Genomic DNA, 19451 nt, shown 5'->3' with positions numbered 1-19451 from the left:
ATTTCGTAGGGTGTTCATAGCGGAGTGCGTTATTCAGAACTGATAAAATTGGTCTCCGGCATACCTTTTAAATCGCTTAGAAACTGCTGCATGGCAGAATTCAGATATCGGCCGGATTTGTAAATGACCCCTACCGGATGGCTAACCTCCAGCTCGGTAATCTGAATCATTTTCAACGTACCCGCGCGTAGCTCAGGAGTGACTGACAGCCTGGAGATAATGGCAGCGCCAAGATTAATCTCGACCATCCGTTTGACTTCCTCGCTGCTGGACAACTCAATCACGACATGAGGCACAATTTGGTGTTTTTTAAATACATCATCCACGAATTTTCGTCCTACCGTATCGGGTGAGAGCAGAATAAGTGGAATTTCCCGAAGGGCTTCAATGGTTGCATGCGGTTGGGAGGCCAATGGATGAGTGGGCGATACGACAAGCTCAAAGGAATCGTAATACAAAATCGAAGTGCTCAAATTTGGATTACGCTCGATCAAGTAACCGATGCCAACATCAATAAGCCCGTTCTCCACCTGCTGATAAATCATGGAGGAAGCCATGGATTGAATGGAGGTTTTGATGAGTGGGAATTGATCCTGAAAGTAGGAAAGTACTCGCGGTAAAATTTGAATGGCGATGGACGTCGTAGTGCCCAGTGCAATATGACCCTGTGGCGTTTCGTTCAGATCGTACAATTTCTGCCGCAGTTCCTCGACAACACTCAAGATCCGCTCAGCATGTTCCAAAAAAACAGCCCCTCGGTCGGTCAGGGTGACGGGTTGGTTACGGTCGATCAGAATGGTCTTGAACTCGTCCTCCAAACTTTTGATTTGGGCGGATACCGCCGGCTGCGTCAAATTGAGAAGTTCTCCGGCTTTGCGGAAGCTCATTGTTTTGGAAATCATGATAAGTGTTTCAAGTTGACTGATGTTCATGAAGTTCCTCCTCTCTTTTCTTAATTCTGTCGCAGCAGTACAGCCTGAGGATTTTTCACAAATCCACATGTGCATATGTAAAACCATCGTTATGCTTATTTCATTAAATTATAGGTTATTCGAGCGTGAAGGGCAATGAATCGAAGCAGAACACCGTGAAGTATGGTATATTGGAAAATAAAGACTAAAGTCCTGCTATGCATCAAAAGTAACCCATTTGAATTCGATGGAAAGCGAGGGAATAGGACATTATTCACATTTTTTGTGATTCGGCTATAAAAAATTGCCGGATAGCTGTCGATAAGTGATAGAGAGAGCATTTTATTGCAGGTTGATTCGTTGTGCATCATTTTGAAAAATAAAATTCTAATTAAAATGGGACTTTTGTTGTGTGTCTAAAAGCCCATCGTAAAGGGGCGCAATGATCGTGAAGGCAGAAGTGATAAATCCTTTTTTGGAGTCGGCGCGGCGGGTCATTGAACAATTGATCCAAATCTCTCCCTCACCCGGCGATCTCGGTGTGAAAAATGTCGAGCTGGTGGAAGACCATATTTGGATTATGATCGGGATGACCGGACAGCTTAGCGGAAATATTGTGTTCGGTCTGAATGAACAGGTAGCGTTGCGCATGGTGTCGGCGATGATGGGCGGATTCGTTTTGACTGAAATTGATGAGATGGGCAAAAGCGCTATTTCGGAATTGGGCAATATGATCAGCGGTAGTGCCAGCACGATTTTGTCCAATCAGGGGATTGTAGTTGACATTACGCCTCCGCAGGTCATGAAGTCGGAAAACTTGACCTCCTTCGTACCTCAGCGTGCCCTTTATATTCCGCTTACAATGGAAGGAATTGGTGAGCTGGATATTCAGGTGATGATCTCTTAATATTAAAGAAGCAGGTTTCTTTAATATGGAGGGATGGCCATGAGTACATTGCAAAACAAGGTGGTTGTCATTACAGGCGCATCCAGTGGAATTGGTGCCCTTTGCGCACGGTTGCTGAGCGAAAAGGGTGCGATACCTATTTTGACGGCTCGTTCGCAGGAACGGCTGGAACAAGTGTCGGCGGGAATTAGCGGCAGGCATGAGCTGATCCCTCTGGATGTCACTCGTCAGGAGCAGGTAGAGGCCGTGGCTGCCCAGGTGCTGGAGCAGTACGGACGGGTCGATATTTTGCTCAACAACGCAGGTTACGGGAAGTTTGAGTATTTTCATGAAACAGACCTGACGGAGTTCGAGCAAATGATGGATGTGAACTATTTGGGCGCTGTCCGCTGTATCAAGGCGTTTCTGCCGCAGATGACAGCGCGAGGTACGGGACAGATCGTCAATGTGGCATCCATGGCCGGCAAAATCGGGACAGCTAAATCGTCCTCCTACACAGCAACGAAGCATGCGCTGCTAGGGTTCAGCAATGCGCTTCGACAGGAGCTGCGCGGGAGCGGAGTTACGATAACAACGATTAACCCCGGACCGATTGACACGCCGTTTTTTGACCTCGCTGATCCTTCGGGCGGATATGTTCGTAATGTAAGCTGGTTTATGCTAAAGCCGGACAAGGTGGCACAGCACATCGTGAGAGCGATGGAGCTTCGCAAGGAGGAGGTTAATCTGCCACGGTGGATATCTCCTTTTCTCAAGCTGTACCAGCTTGCTCCCAGACTAACCGACAGGCTGGGCCATGGCGTGATGAACAAAAAATAAAGGATGTCCCGCAAACCATGTGATGGTGGAGGGACATCTTTTTTTGCCATTTCGCGTTAAAGGGAGGTGGGACTAAATATCTGCATTTGGTTGCAGGGCGGTTTTCGCATATAATGGAGAGTAACGAATTTACGTATAGGGGTTGGACCTTTTCATGACATTGAATTTTGAATCGCTCGGTGTTGAACAAGACCTGTTGACCAAGCTGGCCGAGCATGAGATTACGCAGCCTTCGCCTGTTCAGGCGCAGGCTATACCAGAAATGATCAAGGGTAGGCATGTATTGGCGCGTTCGCAGACTGGCACAGGGAAGACGCTGGCTTATTTGCTGCCGCTGCTGCAAGCCATTGACCCGCAGAAAAAGGCTACGCAAAAGCTGATCCTAGCTCCCAGTCAGGAGCTGGCGATGCAAATTGTACGCGAAGGCCGGCGTTATGGGGAGCATCGCGGCATCCGTGTGCTCGGCCTGATCGGTGGAGCGGCAGTCAATCGCCAGATCGAGAAGCTAAAGGACCATCCGCAGCTTGTGGTTGGCACACCGGGACGTGTACGGGAACTCATCGCTTCCAAGAAGCTGAAAATGCACAACATTACAACCATCGTCATCGACGAGGTGGATCAGATGTTCCAGCTCGGCGGAGCAGGCGATGTCACGAACATCTTGGGCACCGCCCAGCGTGACCGTCAGTTAGTATTTTTGTCCGCAACGCTGAACGACGAAATTCAAGCGCTGGCCAAGCGGGAAATGCAGGATTACGTGGAAATCGGGATTGATCCCGACCAGAAGACGGCCAGCGGTTTGGAACACTATTACTTTGTATCCGAAGAACGGGATAAGGAAGACATGCTGCGCCGATTGGTGCGTCATTTTAATCCGAGAAAAGCACTGGTGTTCGTCAATACAACCAATGCCATCGGGGAGATTGAGGCCAAGCTCAAGCATATGGGACTGACTACAGCATCCCTATATGGCGATGCGGACAAAGTTACACGTACTAACGTGCTGGCCCAGTTTCGTGCGGACAAGCTCAAGGTGCTGATTGCTTCCGATGTGGCAGCTCGTGGTCTGGATATTGAGGGACTGGAAATGGTGATCCATTTTGATCCGGCTACGGACAGTCAGGCTTATGTTCACCGTGCGGGACGCACTGGACGCATGGGGCGTAAAGGACTGGTTGCGTCGGTTGTTACCGACCGTGAAACATTCATCATGCGTAAATTTTCTCGTGAACTGGGCATCGACATTGCGGAGCGTGCGTTGCACGGAGGCCGGGTTGTCGTACCGCGTCCGGTGGATGCCAAGCGTGCGCCTGTAAGGCCATCCGAAGCCAGATCTACTTCCGACGGAGCACCAGTGGAAAGCCGCAAGGCATCTGCCCGCGGTGAGAATGGACGTCCTGGCAGAACTGTGGCAAATGGCTCGGCTTCAGGCAAGAGCAAAGGAGCGGCTTTGTCCAAAGCAGGGAAAGCGCAGCGCGAGCGTGATCGTAAAAACAAGGGAGCGCCAAGATGGCTGAAGGAAAAAGGTCAAAGCCGAACGGATAAGTGAGAAGAGGGGGAGCCATGGAACAACAGCCTGTATTGCAAATTAATGGACTGACAGGCGGATACAGCGCCAAGCGCCCGGTGCTGCACCAGATTTCTCTGGATGTGAAGCCGGGCGAAATGGTGGGGCTGATCGGTCTAAACGGAGCCGGGAAAAGTACGACGATGAAGCATATTTTGGGTCTGATGACACCACAGGCGGGAGAAATCCGCGTACAGGGACATAAGCAGACGGAAAATCCCGAGCAGTATCAGGGAGCCATTGCTTTTGTACCCGAGTCTCCAGAATTGTATCCCGAAATGACCGTGATGGAGCATATGGAATTCACCGCCAGAGCGTATGGAGTCAGTGAAGCTAATTTCCGCACCCGTAGTGACCAAATGCTGGACTTGTTCCGTATGCGGGATAAGAGCGGAAGCATGTCGATGCATCTCTCCAAAGGGATGCGCCAGAAAGTGATGATTATGTGCGCATTTTTGGCGGGGCCGCCACTGTATGTCATTGATGAGCCATTTTTGGGTCTGGACCCGCTCGGTATTCGTTCTCTGCTTGATTTTATGCTGGAAATGAAGCGCTCGGGCTCGTCCATTTTACTTAGTTCTCATATTTTGTCCACGATTGAAAATTATTGTGATCGTTTCATTGTGCTTCATCAGGGTGCCATCATTGCACAGGGCACGCTGGACGAAGTGACAGCACAGGCGGGTAAGCCGGGCATGCCGCTGGAAGATGCATTTTATGAGCTGGTACAGGGCAGGGAATGAGCATGGATTTGCAACGTTTGCATAAAGAAAGACGTGTTGCGTTCTGGGGACAAGTGCTGCCTTATCTCGGTTATGTCATTCAGAGCGGTCTGGCGGTCGTCTTCGGCTTTGCGCTGATTGCCTTTGCCGCGTGGTACACGTCGCTGATTATGCATATCCCGCCGGATTTGCCCATCCGCTGGATTATGCTCATGGTAGCCGTTCCGGTCGCTCATGTGAGCTTCCGTACATATTTGAATGAAGCCGATATCGTCTTCCTGCGCCCGCAGGAGCATGCGATGCACCAATATTTTAAGTCCAGCCGTATCCGTGGCGTGGTGTATAAAATATTCGGCCTGCTGTTGCTGCTTGTGATCGCGTGGCCGCTGTATATCCGTAGCGACACTGCGCCTAAGCCGCTGCTGCTGACCATACTGCTGTTCGTGCTGCTGAAGCTGCTGTTCAGCTATGGCGGCTGGCAGGAGCTGCGGATGGTATCGCGCAGCGCGAATATGGGGTATCGTCTGCTTCGCTGGGCGCTGGCAGTGCTGCTGGTAGCCGCATGGCTGTGGCAGCCTCCGCTGCGCAGCTTGCCGTTTATCATACTGGTGGGTGTGGTGTACGTGCTTGTCCTGCGTTTTCCGGTCAAACTGCTGGTGGCATGGGAAAACCTGATTCGTACAGAGGGAGTTCAGGCTGCACGTGTGATGCGTACTTTGGGCTGGTTTGTTGATGTGCCGGCCCTTACGCAGAGAGTGACTCCGCGTCGCTGGTTGTCCTGGTTGGGTGGTAACATACCGTGGGACAAAAAGGGAGCTTATCGCTACCTGCTGTTCAAGACCTTTGTGCGCACAGAGCCTGTGGGGATGGTGATACGGCTGGGTATCCTCGGCCTGTTGATTATATGGATCACGCATACGAGCTGGATCGGTATTGCTGTGTATTTATTTTTTATATTCCTGATCGGCGTACAGATTACTTCGCTAAGGCAGTACCACAAGGATTCGCTATGGCTTCAGCTCTATCCGCTTCCTGCACATACCCGCCGTGCGTCTTTCCTGGACTTTGTTGTCCGGCTGCTGTTGCCAGTTGCGGTCGTCCTGTGGCTTCCTTTTTTGTTGAGAGGAACTGAGGGGCTGATCTCCACGCTGCTTACACTGGCTGGTGGAGTGCTGGTGGTATACCTGGTACGAGGCGCTCAGGCGAAGAAATGGCGTCTGGACGGTCAAGATGAGGAAGAAGTTTAATCCTGTATGGTTAAAGCAAAGGTTATTCTGCAAGCAGCAAGGGCTGTTTGCGGAATAACCTTTTTTTGTGAGGATGCTGCTATTTGTAGCTGTGGGCGCAGATGTCCGCCTGCTTAGATGAAAATCGTTTTGCTGATGATTACTAACAAAATGAACAGCACCAGAATCGTTCCTGTGCTTGTGAATGCGCCGAAACCACCGTAACCACCGTAACCGCCTCTTGTTTCTTCTGCTCCCATGCTCATTCTCCTCTCAGTCATTGTGTTGTAGGATACACCGTATATTATGAAGCGGGTTTTCGGATTGCGTGGGCCAATGTGGAGGTGGATTGCCGGAGCGCCTTGTTTTTTTCAGCGGATATGGGGGAATAGAGAGGAAAAGCCACGTTTTGTCGAGAATAGAAGAAGTATATAATCATTATTACTTGGAAAGTGGGAACGACGAGATGCTGGCAGACAAGCTGCTCGTGAATATATTTCTGGTTTTTGTACCCTTGCTGGTGTACAGCGCTTTATCGGATTATCGACATATGAAACAGACCCCATTGCTCATGGGAGGGGTGCTGGGTATCTCTTCTGTGCTTTGTCTTATTTTCTCGTATAGCTGGTACGGCTTGTTTTGGGATCTCCGATATGTTCCGCTGATCCTCTCCGTTTTATATTTTGGTCCCGGAGCAGGACTGGTGAATATAACACTCATGATGATGGCCCGCATTTATGTTGGACCTGATTCCATCGGGGTGGGGCTGATTAGCATGCTGTTATGTTATCTCGTACCTCTCTTGGTGAGAAAAAAATTTATGCATCTCAAAGGCATGCTGGCCCGGGTGTTGATAAACTTGCTCATGAGTGTGTGGATGAATGTGATCATGCTGGTTATTCTTATGATGCATTCCTGGGCCAACGGCAGACTGGATGAGGATGAAGTCGAGCTGATCAGGGGGGTTCTTTGGTTTGCTATAATTCAATTTCTAAATATCGGAGCTGCCTCTTGCTGGATGGAGTTTAGTCTCGAACGGGAAGAGATGAGAAAAAAGATCAAATATGCTGAACGTCTCAATACGTTAGGGGAACTGGCCGCTTCCATGGCTCACGAAGTTCGTAATCCGTTGACGGTAGTAAAGGGGTTCCTGCAAATGGCCCAGTCAGGGCTGGAAGGAAAAAACCGCAGATATATGGCGTTGGCGCTGGCGGAGGTGGATCGGGCTGAAAGAATCATTAGCGACTATTTGAATTTATCCAAGCCGCAGATTGGGAAGACGGAGCTGATGGATCTGTCCGGTATGGTTCAACAGATTGTTCTGCTCCTGAAACCGATGGCGGCCAAGCAAGGCGTAAGAATGCAGACGGAGCTGAGGAATGAAATATATCTACATACGGATCGTAATCAACTGTTGCAGACGCTAATTCATATCACGAAAAATGCGATTGAGGCTGCGGAAGATGGAGGCAAGGTATACATAAAGCTGGCAGTTCAGGAAGAGAAGGCATGTCTGAATATCAAGGATACTGGAAAAGGCATGAGCCCGGAACATCTGGAACGGGTAGGCACTTTGTTTTTTTCGACCAAAGAAGTAGGGACAGGGCTGGGAACAGCAGTCTCTTTTCGCATGATTGAAGCGATGAACGGCAGTATACGGTATGAGAGCGAGCCGGGAGCGGGTACGGAGGTTATCATTTTGCTGCCGATGGCACAACAATCTTTGCTGGCTGCTGAGGGATAAGTGCTTCGAGTTGTGAATGAATCGTTCAACAGGGGATATAAAAAAAACGGTATGCCGCAACATCCGGCACACCGCTTAATCCAGCTATAAGTCTAACCAGTTAATACCGACCGATTAGATTAGGCGTTCAATAAGTCTTGCACACCACGATAAACAATGTCGTACAAGTCTTCCAGATATTCTTCCTCGATACAGGAGAATGCGATACGGAGATCATGCTCACCTAGTGCAATCGTTCCCACCCCATATTGCTCCAGCAGATGTGTGCGCAGTTGTTCGGCGGACAAGCCGTTCAGCTTGAGACACATGAAATAACCCGAGTTGAAAGGATAGTAACTCCATACATCTCCGTATTTTCCGCTATCAAGTAACGCCTTGACCTTGTTGGCCCGGCCTTTCATGATTTGGAACTTTTCTTCCTTCTGTTGCTGAAAATCCGGTGATTTGAGAGCATCCAGTACGAAGGTTTGCGACGGGTGAGGGCCGCTGGAAATTGTTGCCCGAATGATTCCCAATGTTTTTTGCTCCAGTGCGCTCAGTACATCCTGATGTTCCGAAGCAAAGGTAATAAATCCGACACGGAAGCCCCACACGAATTCTTCTTTGGTAGCTCCGTCAATTTTGACTGGTAAAATTCTTGGATGAAGTCCAGCCAACTGGCCGAATAGCGATTCATGCAGCGAATCCTCGAAGAACAGGCCAAAATAAGCGTCATCCGTCACAACTACAACATTGATGCCTGCTTCTGCTGCTTCCTGAATGGCAGCAACAATCGCTTTGCCCTCTTCGATTCCCGGTGTATAGCCAGTCGGGTTGTTCGGGAAGTTCAGCACAACGATGGCTTTGCCGTATTCCTTCTGCGCTAGCAGCGCTTCACGTAACCCCTCACTATTAAAACGTTGGTCCTCTGTGAACAACGGGAAATTCACCAATCGTCCATGACGGCGAATACCGAAGGTCAGCTCATAATTTTCCCAGTTTTTGTCCGGATAAATGACAGCATCCCCTTCATCCGTAAACAGGTCGGCAACGATGCTCAAACCATGAGTCAGCGCGTTCGTAACCACAGGTAGGCCGTAGCTTTTTCCAGCGAGCGACGGGTTTTCCTTCAGCATTTTTTCCCGCCATACACTACGCAGTTCGGGCTTGCCCGCAGGAGGCGCATAAGGGTACAGGTCCTTGGGGCTGTATGCAGACAGCTTCTCCTGAATGACCTCCAAATGCATGGGACCGCTACCCTCGGTAGCAATACCAATTGTAGCGTTGTACTTTTTAGCAAGTTTCCCCGCCTCAGCGGATTGACTTAAAATCCCTTCTTTTGGGAAATAAATCTCTTTACCTAAAAGAGAAAGCATTTCATATACATGCTCGTTGCCTGCCTGAATGTTGCGGTTTAACTGCGCTGCCAGTGGATTCATTCCGGTTTCATCCTTCCAAGTCATTTTGATTACATATTATAGCATTACACACGGTAAGCGTCACGCAAAAGCGTCCCTGAAAAAGAAAAACGCTTTATTTTTGCGTAATGGCTGTTCTGCGCTTATATTATAATTTAACGGGATCTGGGACAACGAAAGAATAGCATAAGGAGGTGCAGATTTTGCTGGATACGTCTGCGTCATCGTTCATCCTGTTGTCCGCCTTTGCCAAAATTGTGTGCGAGCCGGGCTGGAAATGGCAGGTGCGCGAAAGGCCGATGCCAAACTATGATTTATTTTATGTATGGAGCGGTGAAGGAACGGTTGTATTGAACGGAGAGTCCTATCCGGTAAGCAAAGGAAGCTGCTTCCTGTTCAAGCCGGGGGATGATACCCGTGCCACACATAACCCGCAAAAGCCGCTAATACTTACCTATATTCATTTTGATCTTACTGAGCAGCCGGAGATCATCCCTGCAAGCTATCGTATGCTGGAGGAAACGATTGAGGTGGAGCATATGCTTGCCAGGTACGTCCGTCTGCGCCTGGAACGTGCTTACGGGGCCGAGGAGGAGGGCAGGCTAATCCTGAAGCAGCTCATGATACATTTGCTGCGTGCCGACCGCAAGGAGCCGCAGGAACAGCCGGCCAGCCATCAGCTCACCGAGGTCATCCGGGAAACGGCCAATTATGTGCGCCAGCATCCGGGGCTTCCTCATCGTGTCGAGGATTTGGCGGCACGGGCAGGGCTGTCACCGCGCTATTTTTCAATCAAATTCAAGGAGTTGCTGGGTGTTTCCGCTCAATCTCATATCATCAGCATGCGAATTGAGCGCGCACAGCATCTGTTGCTGCATGCCGGAATGAATGTGACTGAGGTGGCAGAGGCTTTGGGATACCGCGATATTTTTTTCTTCAGCCGCCAATTCAAGCAGTACACGGGGAAAAGTCCGTCCGAGATCAGGTGAAGGAATGAGCGGGTGGACAGGCTGTTTCAGATTCAGCCATAATGGGTAGTCTTCTCTAAGCTTGTGAAGTCAGGGGATTTAGCAGAGAGAGGGATATGGAGTATTTTCAGCTTCCCGGCGACGCTATCAACCAGAGGTGGGAAATGAACGTGTGGTTCTGAGCATATTTCCATAACGAATAAAAAGATAAACACAAAAAAGGACCTGCAATGCTGCCGGGTCCTTTTTCATATGTGTTGTTGTCAGGCTGTAACAGCGAACTCGCTTACGCTTTGGGATCGTGCCGGAAGCAGCCGAGACGCTGCCCCATTCTTACTACATCTCCCAACTTCAGTACAGGGTCAGGATCAAATGTGCCGTTTTCGGTCAGCAAAACGACGGTTGATCCAAATTCGAAATATGCGAGATCCTCGCCTTTTTCCCATGAGACAGCATCATCATCGGTGTATTTGATGCTGCTTACATTCATCGCGCCAACCTTGACGACCGCCACCTCGCCGTATTCATGGGCAATGTACGTAATCTGCCGTTCATTGCGGCTCAGAACCGCTCTCATGTGCTGTAAGCCGAAGTCATTCACCGGATATACCTTGCCGCGCAAATGCTCCTTCTCCACCAGTGTACCGGATACCGGCGCATGAATCCGATGATAATCGGTCGGGCTGAGATACAGCACAAAGGCATAGCCGTGCGTGTATTTCTCAAGACGCGGCGAACGGTTAAGCAACTCATCCAGCGTATAGTCCTGACCTTTGACATTCAAAATAGTGCCGGACGTAATTGGGCCAGTGAACGTAATCCGCGCATCCACTGGACTGGTCATCACCTCAGTGTTCGTATCAATCGGGCGCATGCCCGCTTTTAATTTGCGTGTAAAATAGGCGTTCAGGGAACGGTATTCCCTCCATTCCTGTTCAGCCTCATGCGTCTGGATCTGGTACGTACGTATAAAGGTGGGGATAAAAAGTCGGCTTGCACCACTTTGCGCGAAGGAACCCACAACCCGGCACACCCACTTGCGCGATGATAGCTCAGTCATGAGCCGCAGCCACTGTTTTGCCATTTCAGATCCCCCTTGTTCATTTCCGAGCCGTCTTGGCCGGAACATGTCCGGCCGCTCTGAACTATATTGACACAGAATGTGACGTAAATCAATACAGTGGACGGTCGAGTGAACGGGCGGTGTCCGCCGGGGTCATCCGTTCGAGAAGCCAACGTGCGTAAGCCATCGGCTGAGTGTACGTTTCTTTCCAGACATTGTTCATGCCCGCCTGGCTGAATCCGTAGCGCTGATCGCGACCGTTGCATTCGATAAAAACAATCTCGCCTTCTTGCGTAATGCCCAGGTCCAGACCGACATCGGCGAGCCGGGGAAGGTTTTGTGCCAGCCTATGGACGATTTGCAACGCGAGCCTCTCCAATTCTTTCATCAGACGGGCTGTGTTCATTGGCTGAGCCGTTTGTACCTGTGACAGCACCTCTGGCAAGAAACGGGCTGAGCCACCCTGCGCCACATTGGAAACGAAGGTGTGGGAGGGAGCAATTTTGGCAAACATGCCCGTAACGCTCCAAAAGCCGCCATATCCGCGTTGAACTGTCACGCGAATATCAAAAGGGCGGTTGTTATACATAGCGAGCGGTAAGGTTTCCTGCACGATATGAGGATTATGCAACAGCCGCTTGTGCAGAAATGAAGGCAGTTCTCCGGCGTGCAGGCGCAGTGTGGTCCAGCGATCGGGTACAGCGGGATGTGCGCATTGTAAAGTCCAGTCACCACGGGAATGTCTCAGGCGCATAATTCCTCTGCCGATGCTCCCGCTGCTTGGCTTGATGACGACATCTCCGGTCTGCTCCATCAAAGTACGAATGGAAGCCAGGTTGCCTTGAAGCGTTCGCGGAAGATGGAGGTGCAGCAGAGGGTCTTGCTGCAATATCGCATGTATGTGGTCCTTACGGAAACGGTTTTGTTCATTAAAAATATAAATTCCGTTCTGCACCAGTCTGTTGATTTCACTGGCGTTTTCGTTTTGCCGATAGAGAGTCCGATTGTGGATGACCCGTGGCAACGGGAGAGTCATCTGCTGATAGCCGTTACCGTGTTTAACAAAAGCCCGGCATGTTCCGGTCGGTATATGAATTTCCTCCAAACGAAGAAAGCAGGGGATTAGCTCATGGCTCAACCCGGCGTCCACGTAATTGGCGAGTGATTCATATCCAGTCCTCATGGCGGGGATGCCCCGGTACGCTGCCGGGTTGAGCATGACGCCGACATGCAGCATGGGTATGTCCGCCCTTCCTTGTTGTGACTCCAACTGACAATTCAGTGGTTCTAGTCCATCATATGTATCAAAGATCGGTCAGGCATGGACGGTAGCCTTGCTGCTTGCCCAAAGTGAGGAGCCAGGCACCTTTCAGGCAAGGAGACGATATGATACACCATGAGTGTTGAAGAGAATTTGCAGAAAGAGAGCTTGAATCAAAGAGGAAAGAAGGTGCAGGGCTGATGCAGAGGCCGAAGGTAGCAGTGATTACACCGGGCTCTTTTGTTATACCTTCGCCCCGCAGCAGCTCGGTGGAGCGGGTTATTGCCCATATGGTACCGCTAGCCAGCGATAAGCTTCAGGTACAGATATATGGCATACGGGGAGAAGAGGTACCGGATAACGCCGATGTGGACGGGGTGCCCTGCATACGTTATAAGCAGGGGCCAAGTTATATTCCCGAGGTGATTGCTGACCTGAAAAGATGGTCACCTGCGGTGGTGGATGTACACAACCGCCCGGCTGCGGCATATGCGATCCACAACGCTTTGCCCGATAGCCGGGTCGTGCTGACTTTGCATTCGACCACTTTTATCCGGGAGCCGTATCTTAAACGGAGGGCAGTGGATCGACTGCTGTTGCCGATGGAGCGGATCATCGTGAACAGCGCCTACATGAGGACAGCCGTGGCCGCTGACAGCTCTGATGCTGTCAGGCAACGCATCGCTATAAATGAGCTGGGCATTCATCCTGGCGATTTCCTACCGCGCTGGACACCTGCGGCAGAAGCGGTCAGAGCAGCACGGCTGAACGATTTCGGCTGGGCAGGCCGCCGCATCATACTCTACGCGGGCAGGCTGGTGCCGGGTAAGGGCGTTCATCGGCTACTCAAGGCCCTGCCGCGCATCGTCCGTACCTGCCCGGATGTCCTGCTGCTCATTGCGGGCAGCGCCTATTATGGGCAGGACCGTCTCACGCCTTACTCGGTGTCGCTGCATCGGCAGACGCGTAAGCTCAGGATGGGAAAGCACGTCGAGTTTCTCGACTATGTTCCCCATCCTGCATTGGCCTCGCTATATCAGTTGGCCGATGTGACCGTTGTTCCTTCGGTGAGAAATGAGGCCTTCGGGCTGGTCAATCTGGAAGCGATGGCCGCAGGCGTACCTGTAGTTGCTTCCCATACAGGTGGCATTCCGGAGATTGTACGGCATGGGGAGACGGGCTGGCTTGTTTCGCCATCTCAGGGGGAGCAGGAAATAGCTGCTGCCGTCATCGGACTGCTTCAGCAGCCTGAATTGCGGCGGCGAATGGGAGAGGCCGGGCTTAACGAGGTGCGAAAACGATTTTTATGGCAGCATTCAGCACAGCGCTGGGCGAAAATCATGCTGGATAGCGTAATGTAGTGACATGAGCCCAACTGTGAGCATAGGCTAATATATAGGCATTAGCCATGATTACCAGCCGGGTGAATGAAGCGGAGCGACCGCTGGTTCACTCCTGTGCCAAAGGAGCGGTCATGATGAACCATCGTATGAACCATAATAGTAAGGATAAAAGAACAGCGCGGCGTAACCTTTCCAACGCGGTTCCCTCCCCTCGTATAGACAAAAATAAAACGTCTTCCTCATCCGGCAACGGCAAACCGGTCCAGCGAGAAACGGCAGTAAAGTCAGTCATAGATACCCAAGCTTCAGCTCATGATCCTAGCACTATGGATGAAGCAGCATGGCGGAAGCATAAGCTTCCCAAGACACTGGAGGAAGCCATGCTCATGAACCGGGCGTCTGTACTGCTGCTGTCTGTGCCTGAGGCAGATATGGAACATAATACAGAAGAAGGCATATCGTCTATAGCGTACAGAGGTCAGTCAGAGGAGGATTCGTTGCTGGATTGCTCCATTACCAGTATCCACATTGCTGAAGGCAGGCATCGTCCCAAGCAGCAGCGGGTAGCGTTGTCCGCTGACAAGCCTGCTGCTGTTTTTTCGGATGACGAACCTCCGCTTACCGTGACTTATGATGACGGGCTTCTCCGTGAGCATACATTTAATTCAAGAGTGGCCTCCACACGGTTTGGCAGCATTCCTTTTTACATTCCCGCAGAAGCGGACAGGGATGATGTGAACATTGTGTTTGAGCAGCCATTCCAGGACGTGCGTTATGCAATCACAGGTAATGCGAGCATACCTGGGGTAATCGTATCTGTTACGAAATGTCAGAGAGATTCAGCGGTGTTCACTGTGGAACGCAGTCACGCAGGTTCGGTTTGTGAAGGTTGGATTCTGTGGATTGCAATCGGGCACGATTAAAAGACCCCTGCACAGGATTGCAAATTTGCATACAACAAGAAAAAGGCGTCCCAATGAAGGAACGCCGTATACATGAGGGGGAAGAGGGCACACTTGTAATGGTAATATCGCCCTCTTTTTGTACATCCTAAGTAGAGCCAGAAGATTGCTTATCATAGCTTCTATCCATGGATGAGGATAACTCAACTTATTTCACACCTACAGCGTCAAAGGACTTCATGGCAGAAATGACTGCTATTGAATTTTCACCATAGCTGTCCTTGGCTGCTTGAATAACAGCAGCGCGTGCGGTAGAGAAGTTAGAGGTGGAGGTCAGGTAATTAGTAAAGGCATTAAAGTAAATATATACGGCGGCATCACGTCCGATTCCATCCACCTTGACACCATGGAAAGTGCCGCCCTGTGCCAGTAGATAGTAGGCTTTATTAATAATACCGCTATTAATATGGGTCCCACCATAATCCTCGTTATTCGGGTCAGGATAAAAATTGCTGTAGTGATCTACCTGACCGTATTTGACAGGATCAGAAAGGGAGCGGATGGCGTCACCCTTAATTTTTGGTGTATAAGCGACCTTGCCAAAATCCCAGTTGGTACGCTCAATGTCGTTACCGATAATATCTGAGATGCTTTCACTCAGAGCACCAGATTCAGCGAAATACACCAGCCCGGATGAATGCTCGGTCACGCCGTGAGTCAACTCGTGAGCAACAATTTCAAGGTCGCTGCTGAAAGGGGCGAATAGCGTGCCGTCACCGTCTCCGTATAGCATATGGGTGCCGCCCCAGTGGGCATTATTGTAGTTCTTTTCCCCATAATGGACTGCCGAGGCAATAGCCATGCCATGTCCGTCGATGCTGTCGCGTCCAAATTTTTCTTTATAATAATCATAGGTGCGAATGGCATAAGCATGGGCATCCACCGCAGCCGGATCTTTCCATACGTTATCTGTACTTGTATAAAGAGTGCCTGGAAGCGTCTCGGTATTGTGAACATTGTAAGTTAAAATACCTTTACCACGAGTCGCATCCTTCAATTGGTACTTTTTACCGGAAGCCGTTGTTTCGAACGTTTTGGTATCCCCGAATACACCACGACCTGTACCAATTACTTCATTAAGGATGTCATACTTGAACACGATTTTGCCGTCATTGGCATCAATAAAGTAACGTGTGCGCAGTAAAGTAGGCTGCAAAATATTAACTTCTGTTACATAAACCAGACGTGTTGTGTCTCCATCGGGATAGATGTATAACTCTGCCTTAGGGTCCACGTTGGGTTCCAGATTGGCGATTTTGGCGATAGGTGCAGATGCAGGCTCTACCGCTTCCAATTTACTATTTTTCAGTTCAGCTTCTTTTTCCAGCTCCAGCTTATCCTTGTCAATAGAGGAATATCCTTCGTTGTTAGATGCTTCTGCGTAGGTGTCTTTACTTACACTGCTAACGTCCTCGGATGGTTCAGAAACGTTATTAGCAGAGGAAGAGAGGGATTGAACGCGTGTAGCTGCATCTTCATACGCAGTATATACGGCCTCAGTAGCGCTGATTTTTGGAGTTGTATTTTCTTTAGCGTCGGCTTGCTGATCTTCTGAAATGACAGCTCCCAGATAAGAAGTAATTTTACCAGCCTTATTCACATGGATGGTCTGTTCAGCTCCAAATACGGGGATTCCGTCCACATACTGTTTTAGGCGATAATGTTGCGTACCGAATTTATCACTGGTTCGATCCACGATCCGAAATTGCTCACGGATACTGGTACCGCTGTTGGTGTTGTCCATACTCATTAATGTTTTCTGTTGTCGATTCAAAAAGCTCCAGATCAGGTTGTCACCTGATACCGATGAAGGAGACTTCCAGTTTACGGTTTGAAATGTTGGCGTAAACTGAGTGGGATCGGGAAGAGAATTCTCCGCTGCCGCTGCGGATGCCCCAGGTACTACAGAGCCTAAGAGCATAGCCCCTCCAAGAAGTGAAACCCATACTTTTTTCATTAAATACTCACTCTCCCAAGTTCATGTCAGGATGAAAATCATCCTGTTTGAATAGCATTGCGCCATGTATGTAGGTCTGGTTGTTCCTTTTTGAAGCTTGAAGATTATGGATAGAACTACGAAGAGGATGGAAAGAAATTTCCATATGCAAAAAAATGAGGTTTAATCTTTTGCAATTCTATCTTCTCGGCTCTGATATTAGCACAGAGATTGTCGAACGAGAAGAATTATTTTACAAATAACTCCAAAATGATTCAATAGTCCCAAAATATTAATTTGTTTGTCATATATCGTCGAAATAAATCGAAAAAAAGAGGCATCCCGTAGAACGGGACGCCCTAGACTCAAGGAGGAAGGGGTGCAGACTTACACTGCCCCCCTATTTTTTGTCCGCTTATGAGTAGGATTAGATGATTGCCACACAACAGGCTTCTGTCTACTGAATGAGGAGTAATTACGAGAAATACGGCATATGATTTACTTGATTCCTACAGCATCAAAGGATTGAATAGCACTGGTTACTGCTAGCGAATCAGCACCATAGAAATCCTTGGCTGCCTGAATAACAGCCGCGCGTGCGTTAGAGAAGTTGGAAGTAGAGGTCAGATAGTTCGTAAAGGTATTATAGTAGATGAATACAGCCGCTTCGCGTCCGATACCACTAACCGTAACACCATGGGACGTACCGCCTTGTGCCAGCAAATAATAGGCTTTGTTGATAATACCGCTATTTGTATGGACTCCGCCTTCATCATCATTGTTAGGGTCCGGGTAAAAATTGGAATAGTGATCCGGCTGGCCATATTTTGTAGGGTCGGATAGAGAGCGCAGAGCGTCGCCTGGAATGTTAGGCGTATAAATGCCATCGCCAAGGAGCCAGTTGCTGCCATCCATATCATTACCAATAATATCTGAGAAGGCTTCATTCAGCGCACCGGATTCACCGTAATATTCCAGATTGGAGGTGAACTCTGTGACACCGTGGGTGAGTTCATGCCCCACGACATCGGGATCACCGCTGAAAAAGGTGAATGATTTGCCGTCGCCGTCGCCGTATGTCATTTGAGAGCCGTTCCAGAAGGCGTTGTTATATTTTTTGCCGTAATGGACGGTCGAACGGATTTGCATGCCACGTCCATCGATGCTGTCGCGTCCGAATTTTTTCTTATAATAATCGTAGGTTCTAATAGCGTAGGCATGGGCATCAACAGCCGCCGGATCATCCCATACATTATCCGCATCCGTCAAAATCGTACCCGGTGTCGTCTGACGGTTGGCAGCGGTGTAGGTTACGATCCCGTTACTGCGTGTCGTGTCTCTCAACTGATATCCGTTGCCGGAAGCTGTAGTCGTGAACGATTTCGTTTCACCATTCACGCCGCGGCCGGTGCCCGTTGCGTAGTTGAGGATGTCATACTGGAATACGATTTTTCCGTTTTTGGCATCAATAAAGTAGCGTGTACGCAAAGGTGCAGGCTCCAGAATATTAACCTCAGTCACATAAACCAGCCGTGTGGTCTCACCGTCAGGATAGATGTACAGTTCTGCATTAGGTTCTACACTTGGCTCCAGATTGGCGATTTTGGCAATGGAACTTTGTTCTGTTGCGACTGCTTCAATGGGGCTGTTCTTCAGCTCATCTGCATGCTCCAGACTAAGATTGGTTTTATCAATAGAGGTAGATATTTCGTTGTTAGATGCTTCCGCATAAGTGTCTTTACTTACACTGCCTTGATCCTGACTACCCTCAGTAACGTTATCGGTGACAAAAGGGTAGGATTGAATCCGTGTAGCGGCTTCTTCATACGCGGTATAGACAGCCTGGGTAGCGCTAATTTGTGGAGTGGTATCTTCAGTGGCGTCTTGCTGCTGATCCTCCGAAATGACGGCACCCAGATAAGAGGTGACTTTACCGGACTTATTCACATGGATGGTCTGCTCGGCTCCATACACGGGAACCCCGTTTACATACTGCTTCAATCGATAATGGTTTACACCGGATTTGTCGCTCGTGCGATCAATAATGCGAAATTGATCACGGACACTGGTGCTGTCCGCACCTAGCAGCGTTTTCTTTTGTCGATTCAAATAACTCCATACAATATTGTCACCCGATACGGATGAAGGAGCCTTCCATTGTTCTGCGTGAAAGGTTGGTGTAAGCTGAGTAGGATCGGGAACAGAATTCTCCGCTGCTGAGGCCCCGGGGGCTACAGCCCCTAATAGCATAGCTCCTCCAAGAAGTGAAACCCATACTTTTTTCATTAAAAACTCACTCTCCCCAAATTTAGGTCAGGATGATGTGCATCCTGTTTTGTTTTTAGGCATGGCGCCATGTATGTAGGTCTTGTTGCTTTTTTTAAAACGTGAAGACCATGAAAAAAATAAACTTATGCAAAAAAACAAAATTTATTTTTTTGTGTTTACATCGTCTTGGCTCTGATCTTAGCACAGAGAATGTAGGACGAGAAGATGTATATTACAAATTACTCCAAAATGAGGCTAAAGACCCTTATTTAGATTGTATTTGTCTTATTTAGTCGAAATTGATCGAAAATAGTCTTGTTGAAGTGTTAATGACTCCGCAATGGCAATGGCCATAAC

At 49.3% G+C, this 19451-nt stretch carries 16 protein-coding genes; 9 read left to right on the top strand and 7 right to left on the bottom strand.

Going from position 1 to position 19451, the window contains the following annotated elements; all coding sequences use genetic code 11:
• Positions 1 to 29: 29 nt before the first annotated feature.
• Positions 30 to 932, bottom strand: a complete 903-nt coding sequence (locus HPL003_RS01165) for a LysR family transcriptional regulator (protein ID WP_014277800.1) — start codon at positions 930 to 932, stop codon at positions 30 to 32.
• A gap of 427 nt (positions 933 to 1359) precedes the next feature.
• On the opposite strand from HPL003_RS01165, the gene HPL003_RS01160 reads away from it, so the two are divergent.
• From HPL003_RS01160 to HPL003_RS01140, 5 genes are all read left to right on the top strand, one after another.
• A complete protein-coding gene (locus tag HPL003_RS01160) occupies positions 1360 to 1818 on the top strand; it encodes a chemotaxis protein CheX (RefSeq protein WP_014277799.1) in 459 nt (152 codons plus the stop codon).
• Between the two features lie 39 nt (positions 1819 to 1857).
• A complete protein-coding gene (locus tag HPL003_RS01155) occupies positions 1858 to 2637 on the top strand; it encodes an SDR family NAD(P)-dependent oxidoreductase (protein ID WP_014277798.1) in 780 nt (259 codons plus the stop codon).
• A 154-nt stretch (positions 2638 to 2791) separates the two neighbouring features.
• Positions 2792 to 4186 (top strand): DEAD/DEAH box helicase, encoded by a 1395-nt coding sequence (locus HPL003_RS01150; protein ID WP_014277797.1) that lies wholly within the window; start codon positions 2792 to 2794, stop codon positions 4184 to 4186.
• 14 nt (positions 4187 to 4200) lie between these two features.
• Positions 4201 to 4947, top strand: coding sequence for an ABC transporter ATP-binding protein (locus HPL003_RS01145; RefSeq protein WP_014277796.1), 747 nt, complete (start codon positions 4201 to 4203; stop codon positions 4945 to 4947).
• A 2-nt stretch (positions 4948 to 4949) separates the two neighbouring features.
• Positions 4950 to 6173, top strand: a complete 1224-nt coding sequence (locus tag HPL003_RS01140; RefSeq protein WP_014277795.1) for an ABC transporter permease — start codon at positions 4950 to 4952, stop codon at positions 6171 to 6173.
• 113 nt (positions 6174 to 6286) lie between these two features.
• Here HPL003_RS01140 and HPL003_RS29535 read toward each other — a convergent pair whose 3' ends face one another.
• On the bottom strand, positions 6287 to 6412 hold the full coding sequence (locus HPL003_RS29535) for a hypothetical protein (RefSeq protein WP_014277794.1): 126 nt from the start codon (positions 6410 to 6412) through the stop codon (positions 6287 to 6289).
• Positions 6413 to 6561: 149 nt separating this feature from the next.
• On the opposite strand from HPL003_RS29535, the gene HPL003_RS01135 reads away from it, so the two are divergent.
• Positions 6562 to 7896, top strand: a complete 1335-nt coding sequence (locus HPL003_RS01135; protein WP_014277793.1) for an ATP-binding protein — start codon at positions 6562 to 6564, stop codon at positions 7894 to 7896.
• A gap of 119 nt (positions 7897 to 8015) precedes the next feature.
• Here HPL003_RS01135 and HPL003_RS01130 read toward each other — a convergent pair whose 3' ends face one another.
• A complete protein-coding gene (locus HPL003_RS01130) occupies positions 8016 to 9314 on the bottom strand; it encodes an aminotransferase class I/II-fold pyridoxal phosphate-dependent enzyme (protein ID WP_014277792.1) in 1299 nt (432 codons plus the stop codon).
• A 182-nt stretch (positions 9315 to 9496) separates the two neighbouring features.
• On the opposite strand from HPL003_RS01130, the gene HPL003_RS01125 reads away from it, so the two are divergent.
• Entirely contained in the window at positions 9497 to 10282 is a 786-nt protein-coding gene (locus tag HPL003_RS01125; protein ID WP_014277791.1) for a helix-turn-helix domain-containing protein, read from the top strand.
• 265 nt (positions 10283 to 10547) lie between these two features.
• On the opposite strand, the gene asd is transcribed toward HPL003_RS01125, so the two are convergent.
• Positions 10548 to 11345, bottom strand: a complete 798-nt coding sequence (gene asd / locus HPL003_RS01120; RefSeq protein WP_014277790.1) for an archaetidylserine decarboxylase — start codon at positions 11343 to 11345, stop codon at positions 10548 to 10550.
• A gap of 88 nt (positions 11346 to 11433) precedes the next feature.
• Positions 11434 to 12561 carry a YheC/YheD family endospore coat-associated protein gene (locus HPL003_RS01115; RefSeq protein ID WP_014277789.1) on the bottom strand — a complete coding sequence of 376 codons (1128 nt, stop codon included), beginning with the start codon at positions 12559 to 12561 and terminating at the stop codon, positions 11434 to 11436.
• 224 nt (positions 12562 to 12785) lie between these two features.
• On the opposite strand from HPL003_RS01115, the gene HPL003_RS01110 reads away from it, so the two are divergent.
• Together HPL003_RS01110 and HPL003_RS01105 are read left to right on the top strand one after the other, a co-directional pair.
• The gene (locus tag HPL003_RS01110) at positions 12786 to 13946 is read left to right on the top strand and encodes a glycosyltransferase family 4 protein (RefSeq protein WP_014277788.1); all 1161 of its coding nucleotides are present in this window, start codon (positions 12786 to 12788) and stop codon (positions 13944 to 13946) included.
• Between the two features lie 47 nt (positions 13947 to 13993).
• Positions 13994 to 14851, top strand: a complete 858-nt coding sequence (locus tag HPL003_RS01105) for a WIAG-tail domain (protein ID WP_014277787.1) — start codon at positions 13994 to 13996, stop codon at positions 14849 to 14851.
• Between the two features lie 187 nt (positions 14852 to 15038).
• On the opposite strand, the gene HPL003_RS01100 is transcribed toward HPL003_RS01105, so the two are convergent.
• Both HPL003_RS01100 and HPL003_RS01095 read right to left on the bottom strand, forming a co-directional pair.
• A complete protein-coding gene (locus HPL003_RS01100) occupies positions 15039 to 16847 on the bottom strand; it encodes a M4 family metallopeptidase (RefSeq protein WP_014277786.1) in 1809 nt (602 codons plus the stop codon).
• Between the two features lie 477 nt (positions 16848 to 17324).
• Positions 17325 to 19112 (bottom strand): M4 family metallopeptidase, encoded by a 1788-nt coding sequence (locus tag HPL003_RS01095; RefSeq protein WP_014277785.1) that lies wholly within the window; start codon positions 19110 to 19112, stop codon positions 17325 to 17327.
• Positions 19113 to 19451 lie beyond the last annotated feature (339 nt).

The organism is Paenibacillus terrae HPL-003 (assembly GCF_000235585.1).
Lineage (GTDB): Bacteria > Bacillota > Bacilli > Paenibacillales > Paenibacillaceae > Paenibacillus > Paenibacillus terrae_B.
The sequence above is the reverse complement of the archived record's forward strand: the minus strand, read 5'-3'. Positions and strand labels throughout refer to the sequence as shown.

What these genes read in the sequence shown, in the direction of transcription:
- HPL003_RS01140 (WP_014277795.1), top strand. Translation starts at nt 4,950, where the DNA reads ATGGATTTGCAACGTTTGCATAAAGAAAGACGTGTTGCGTTCTGGGGA.
- HPL003_RS29535 (WP_014277794.1), bottom strand. Translation starts at nt 6,412, where the DNA reads ATGGGAGCAGAAGAAACAAGAGGCGGTTACGGTGGTTACGGTGGTTTC.
- HPL003_RS01095 (WP_014277785.1), bottom strand. Translation starts at nt 19,112, where the DNA reads ATGAAAAAAGTATGGGTTTCACTTCTTGGAGGAGCTATGCTATTAGGG.
- HPL003_RS01110 (WP_014277788.1), top strand. Translation starts at nt 12,786, where the DNA reads ATGCAGAGGCCGAAGGTAGCAGTGATTACACCGGGCTCTTTTGTTATA.
- HPL003_RS01105 (WP_014277787.1), top strand. Translation starts at nt 13,994, where the DNA reads ATGATTACCAGCCGGGTGAATGAAGCGGAGCGACCGCTGGTTCACTCC.
- HPL003_RS01100 (WP_014277786.1), bottom strand. Translation starts at nt 16,847, where the DNA reads ATGAAAAAAGTATGGGTTTCACTTCTTGGAGGGGCTATGCTCTTAGGC.
- HPL003_RS01115 (WP_014277789.1), bottom strand. Translation starts at nt 12,561, where the DNA reads ATGCTGCATGTCGGCGTCATGCTCAACCCGGCAGCGTACCGGGGCATC.
- HPL003_RS01155 (WP_014277798.1), top strand. Translation starts at nt 1,858, where the DNA reads ATGAGTACATTGCAAAACAAGGTGGTTGTCATTACAGGCGCATCCAGT.
- HPL003_RS01130 (WP_014277792.1), bottom strand. Translation starts at nt 9,314, where the DNA reads ATGAATCCACTGGCAGCGCAGTTAAACCGCAACATTCAGGCAGGCAAC.
- HPL003_RS01150 (WP_014277797.1), top strand. Translation starts at nt 2,792, where the DNA reads ATGACATTGAATTTTGAATCGCTCGGTGTTGAACAAGACCTGTTGACC.
- HPL003_RS01145 (WP_014277796.1), top strand. Translation starts at nt 4,201, where the DNA reads ATGGAACAACAGCCTGTATTGCAAATTAATGGACTGACAGGCGGATAC.
- asd (WP_014277790.1), bottom strand. Translation starts at nt 11,345, where the DNA reads ATGGCAAAACAGTGGCTGCGGCTCATGACTGAGCTATCATCGCGCAAG.
- HPL003_RS01165 (WP_014277800.1), bottom strand. Translation starts at nt 932, where the DNA reads ATGAACATCAGTCAACTTGAAACACTTATCATGATTTCCAAAACAATG.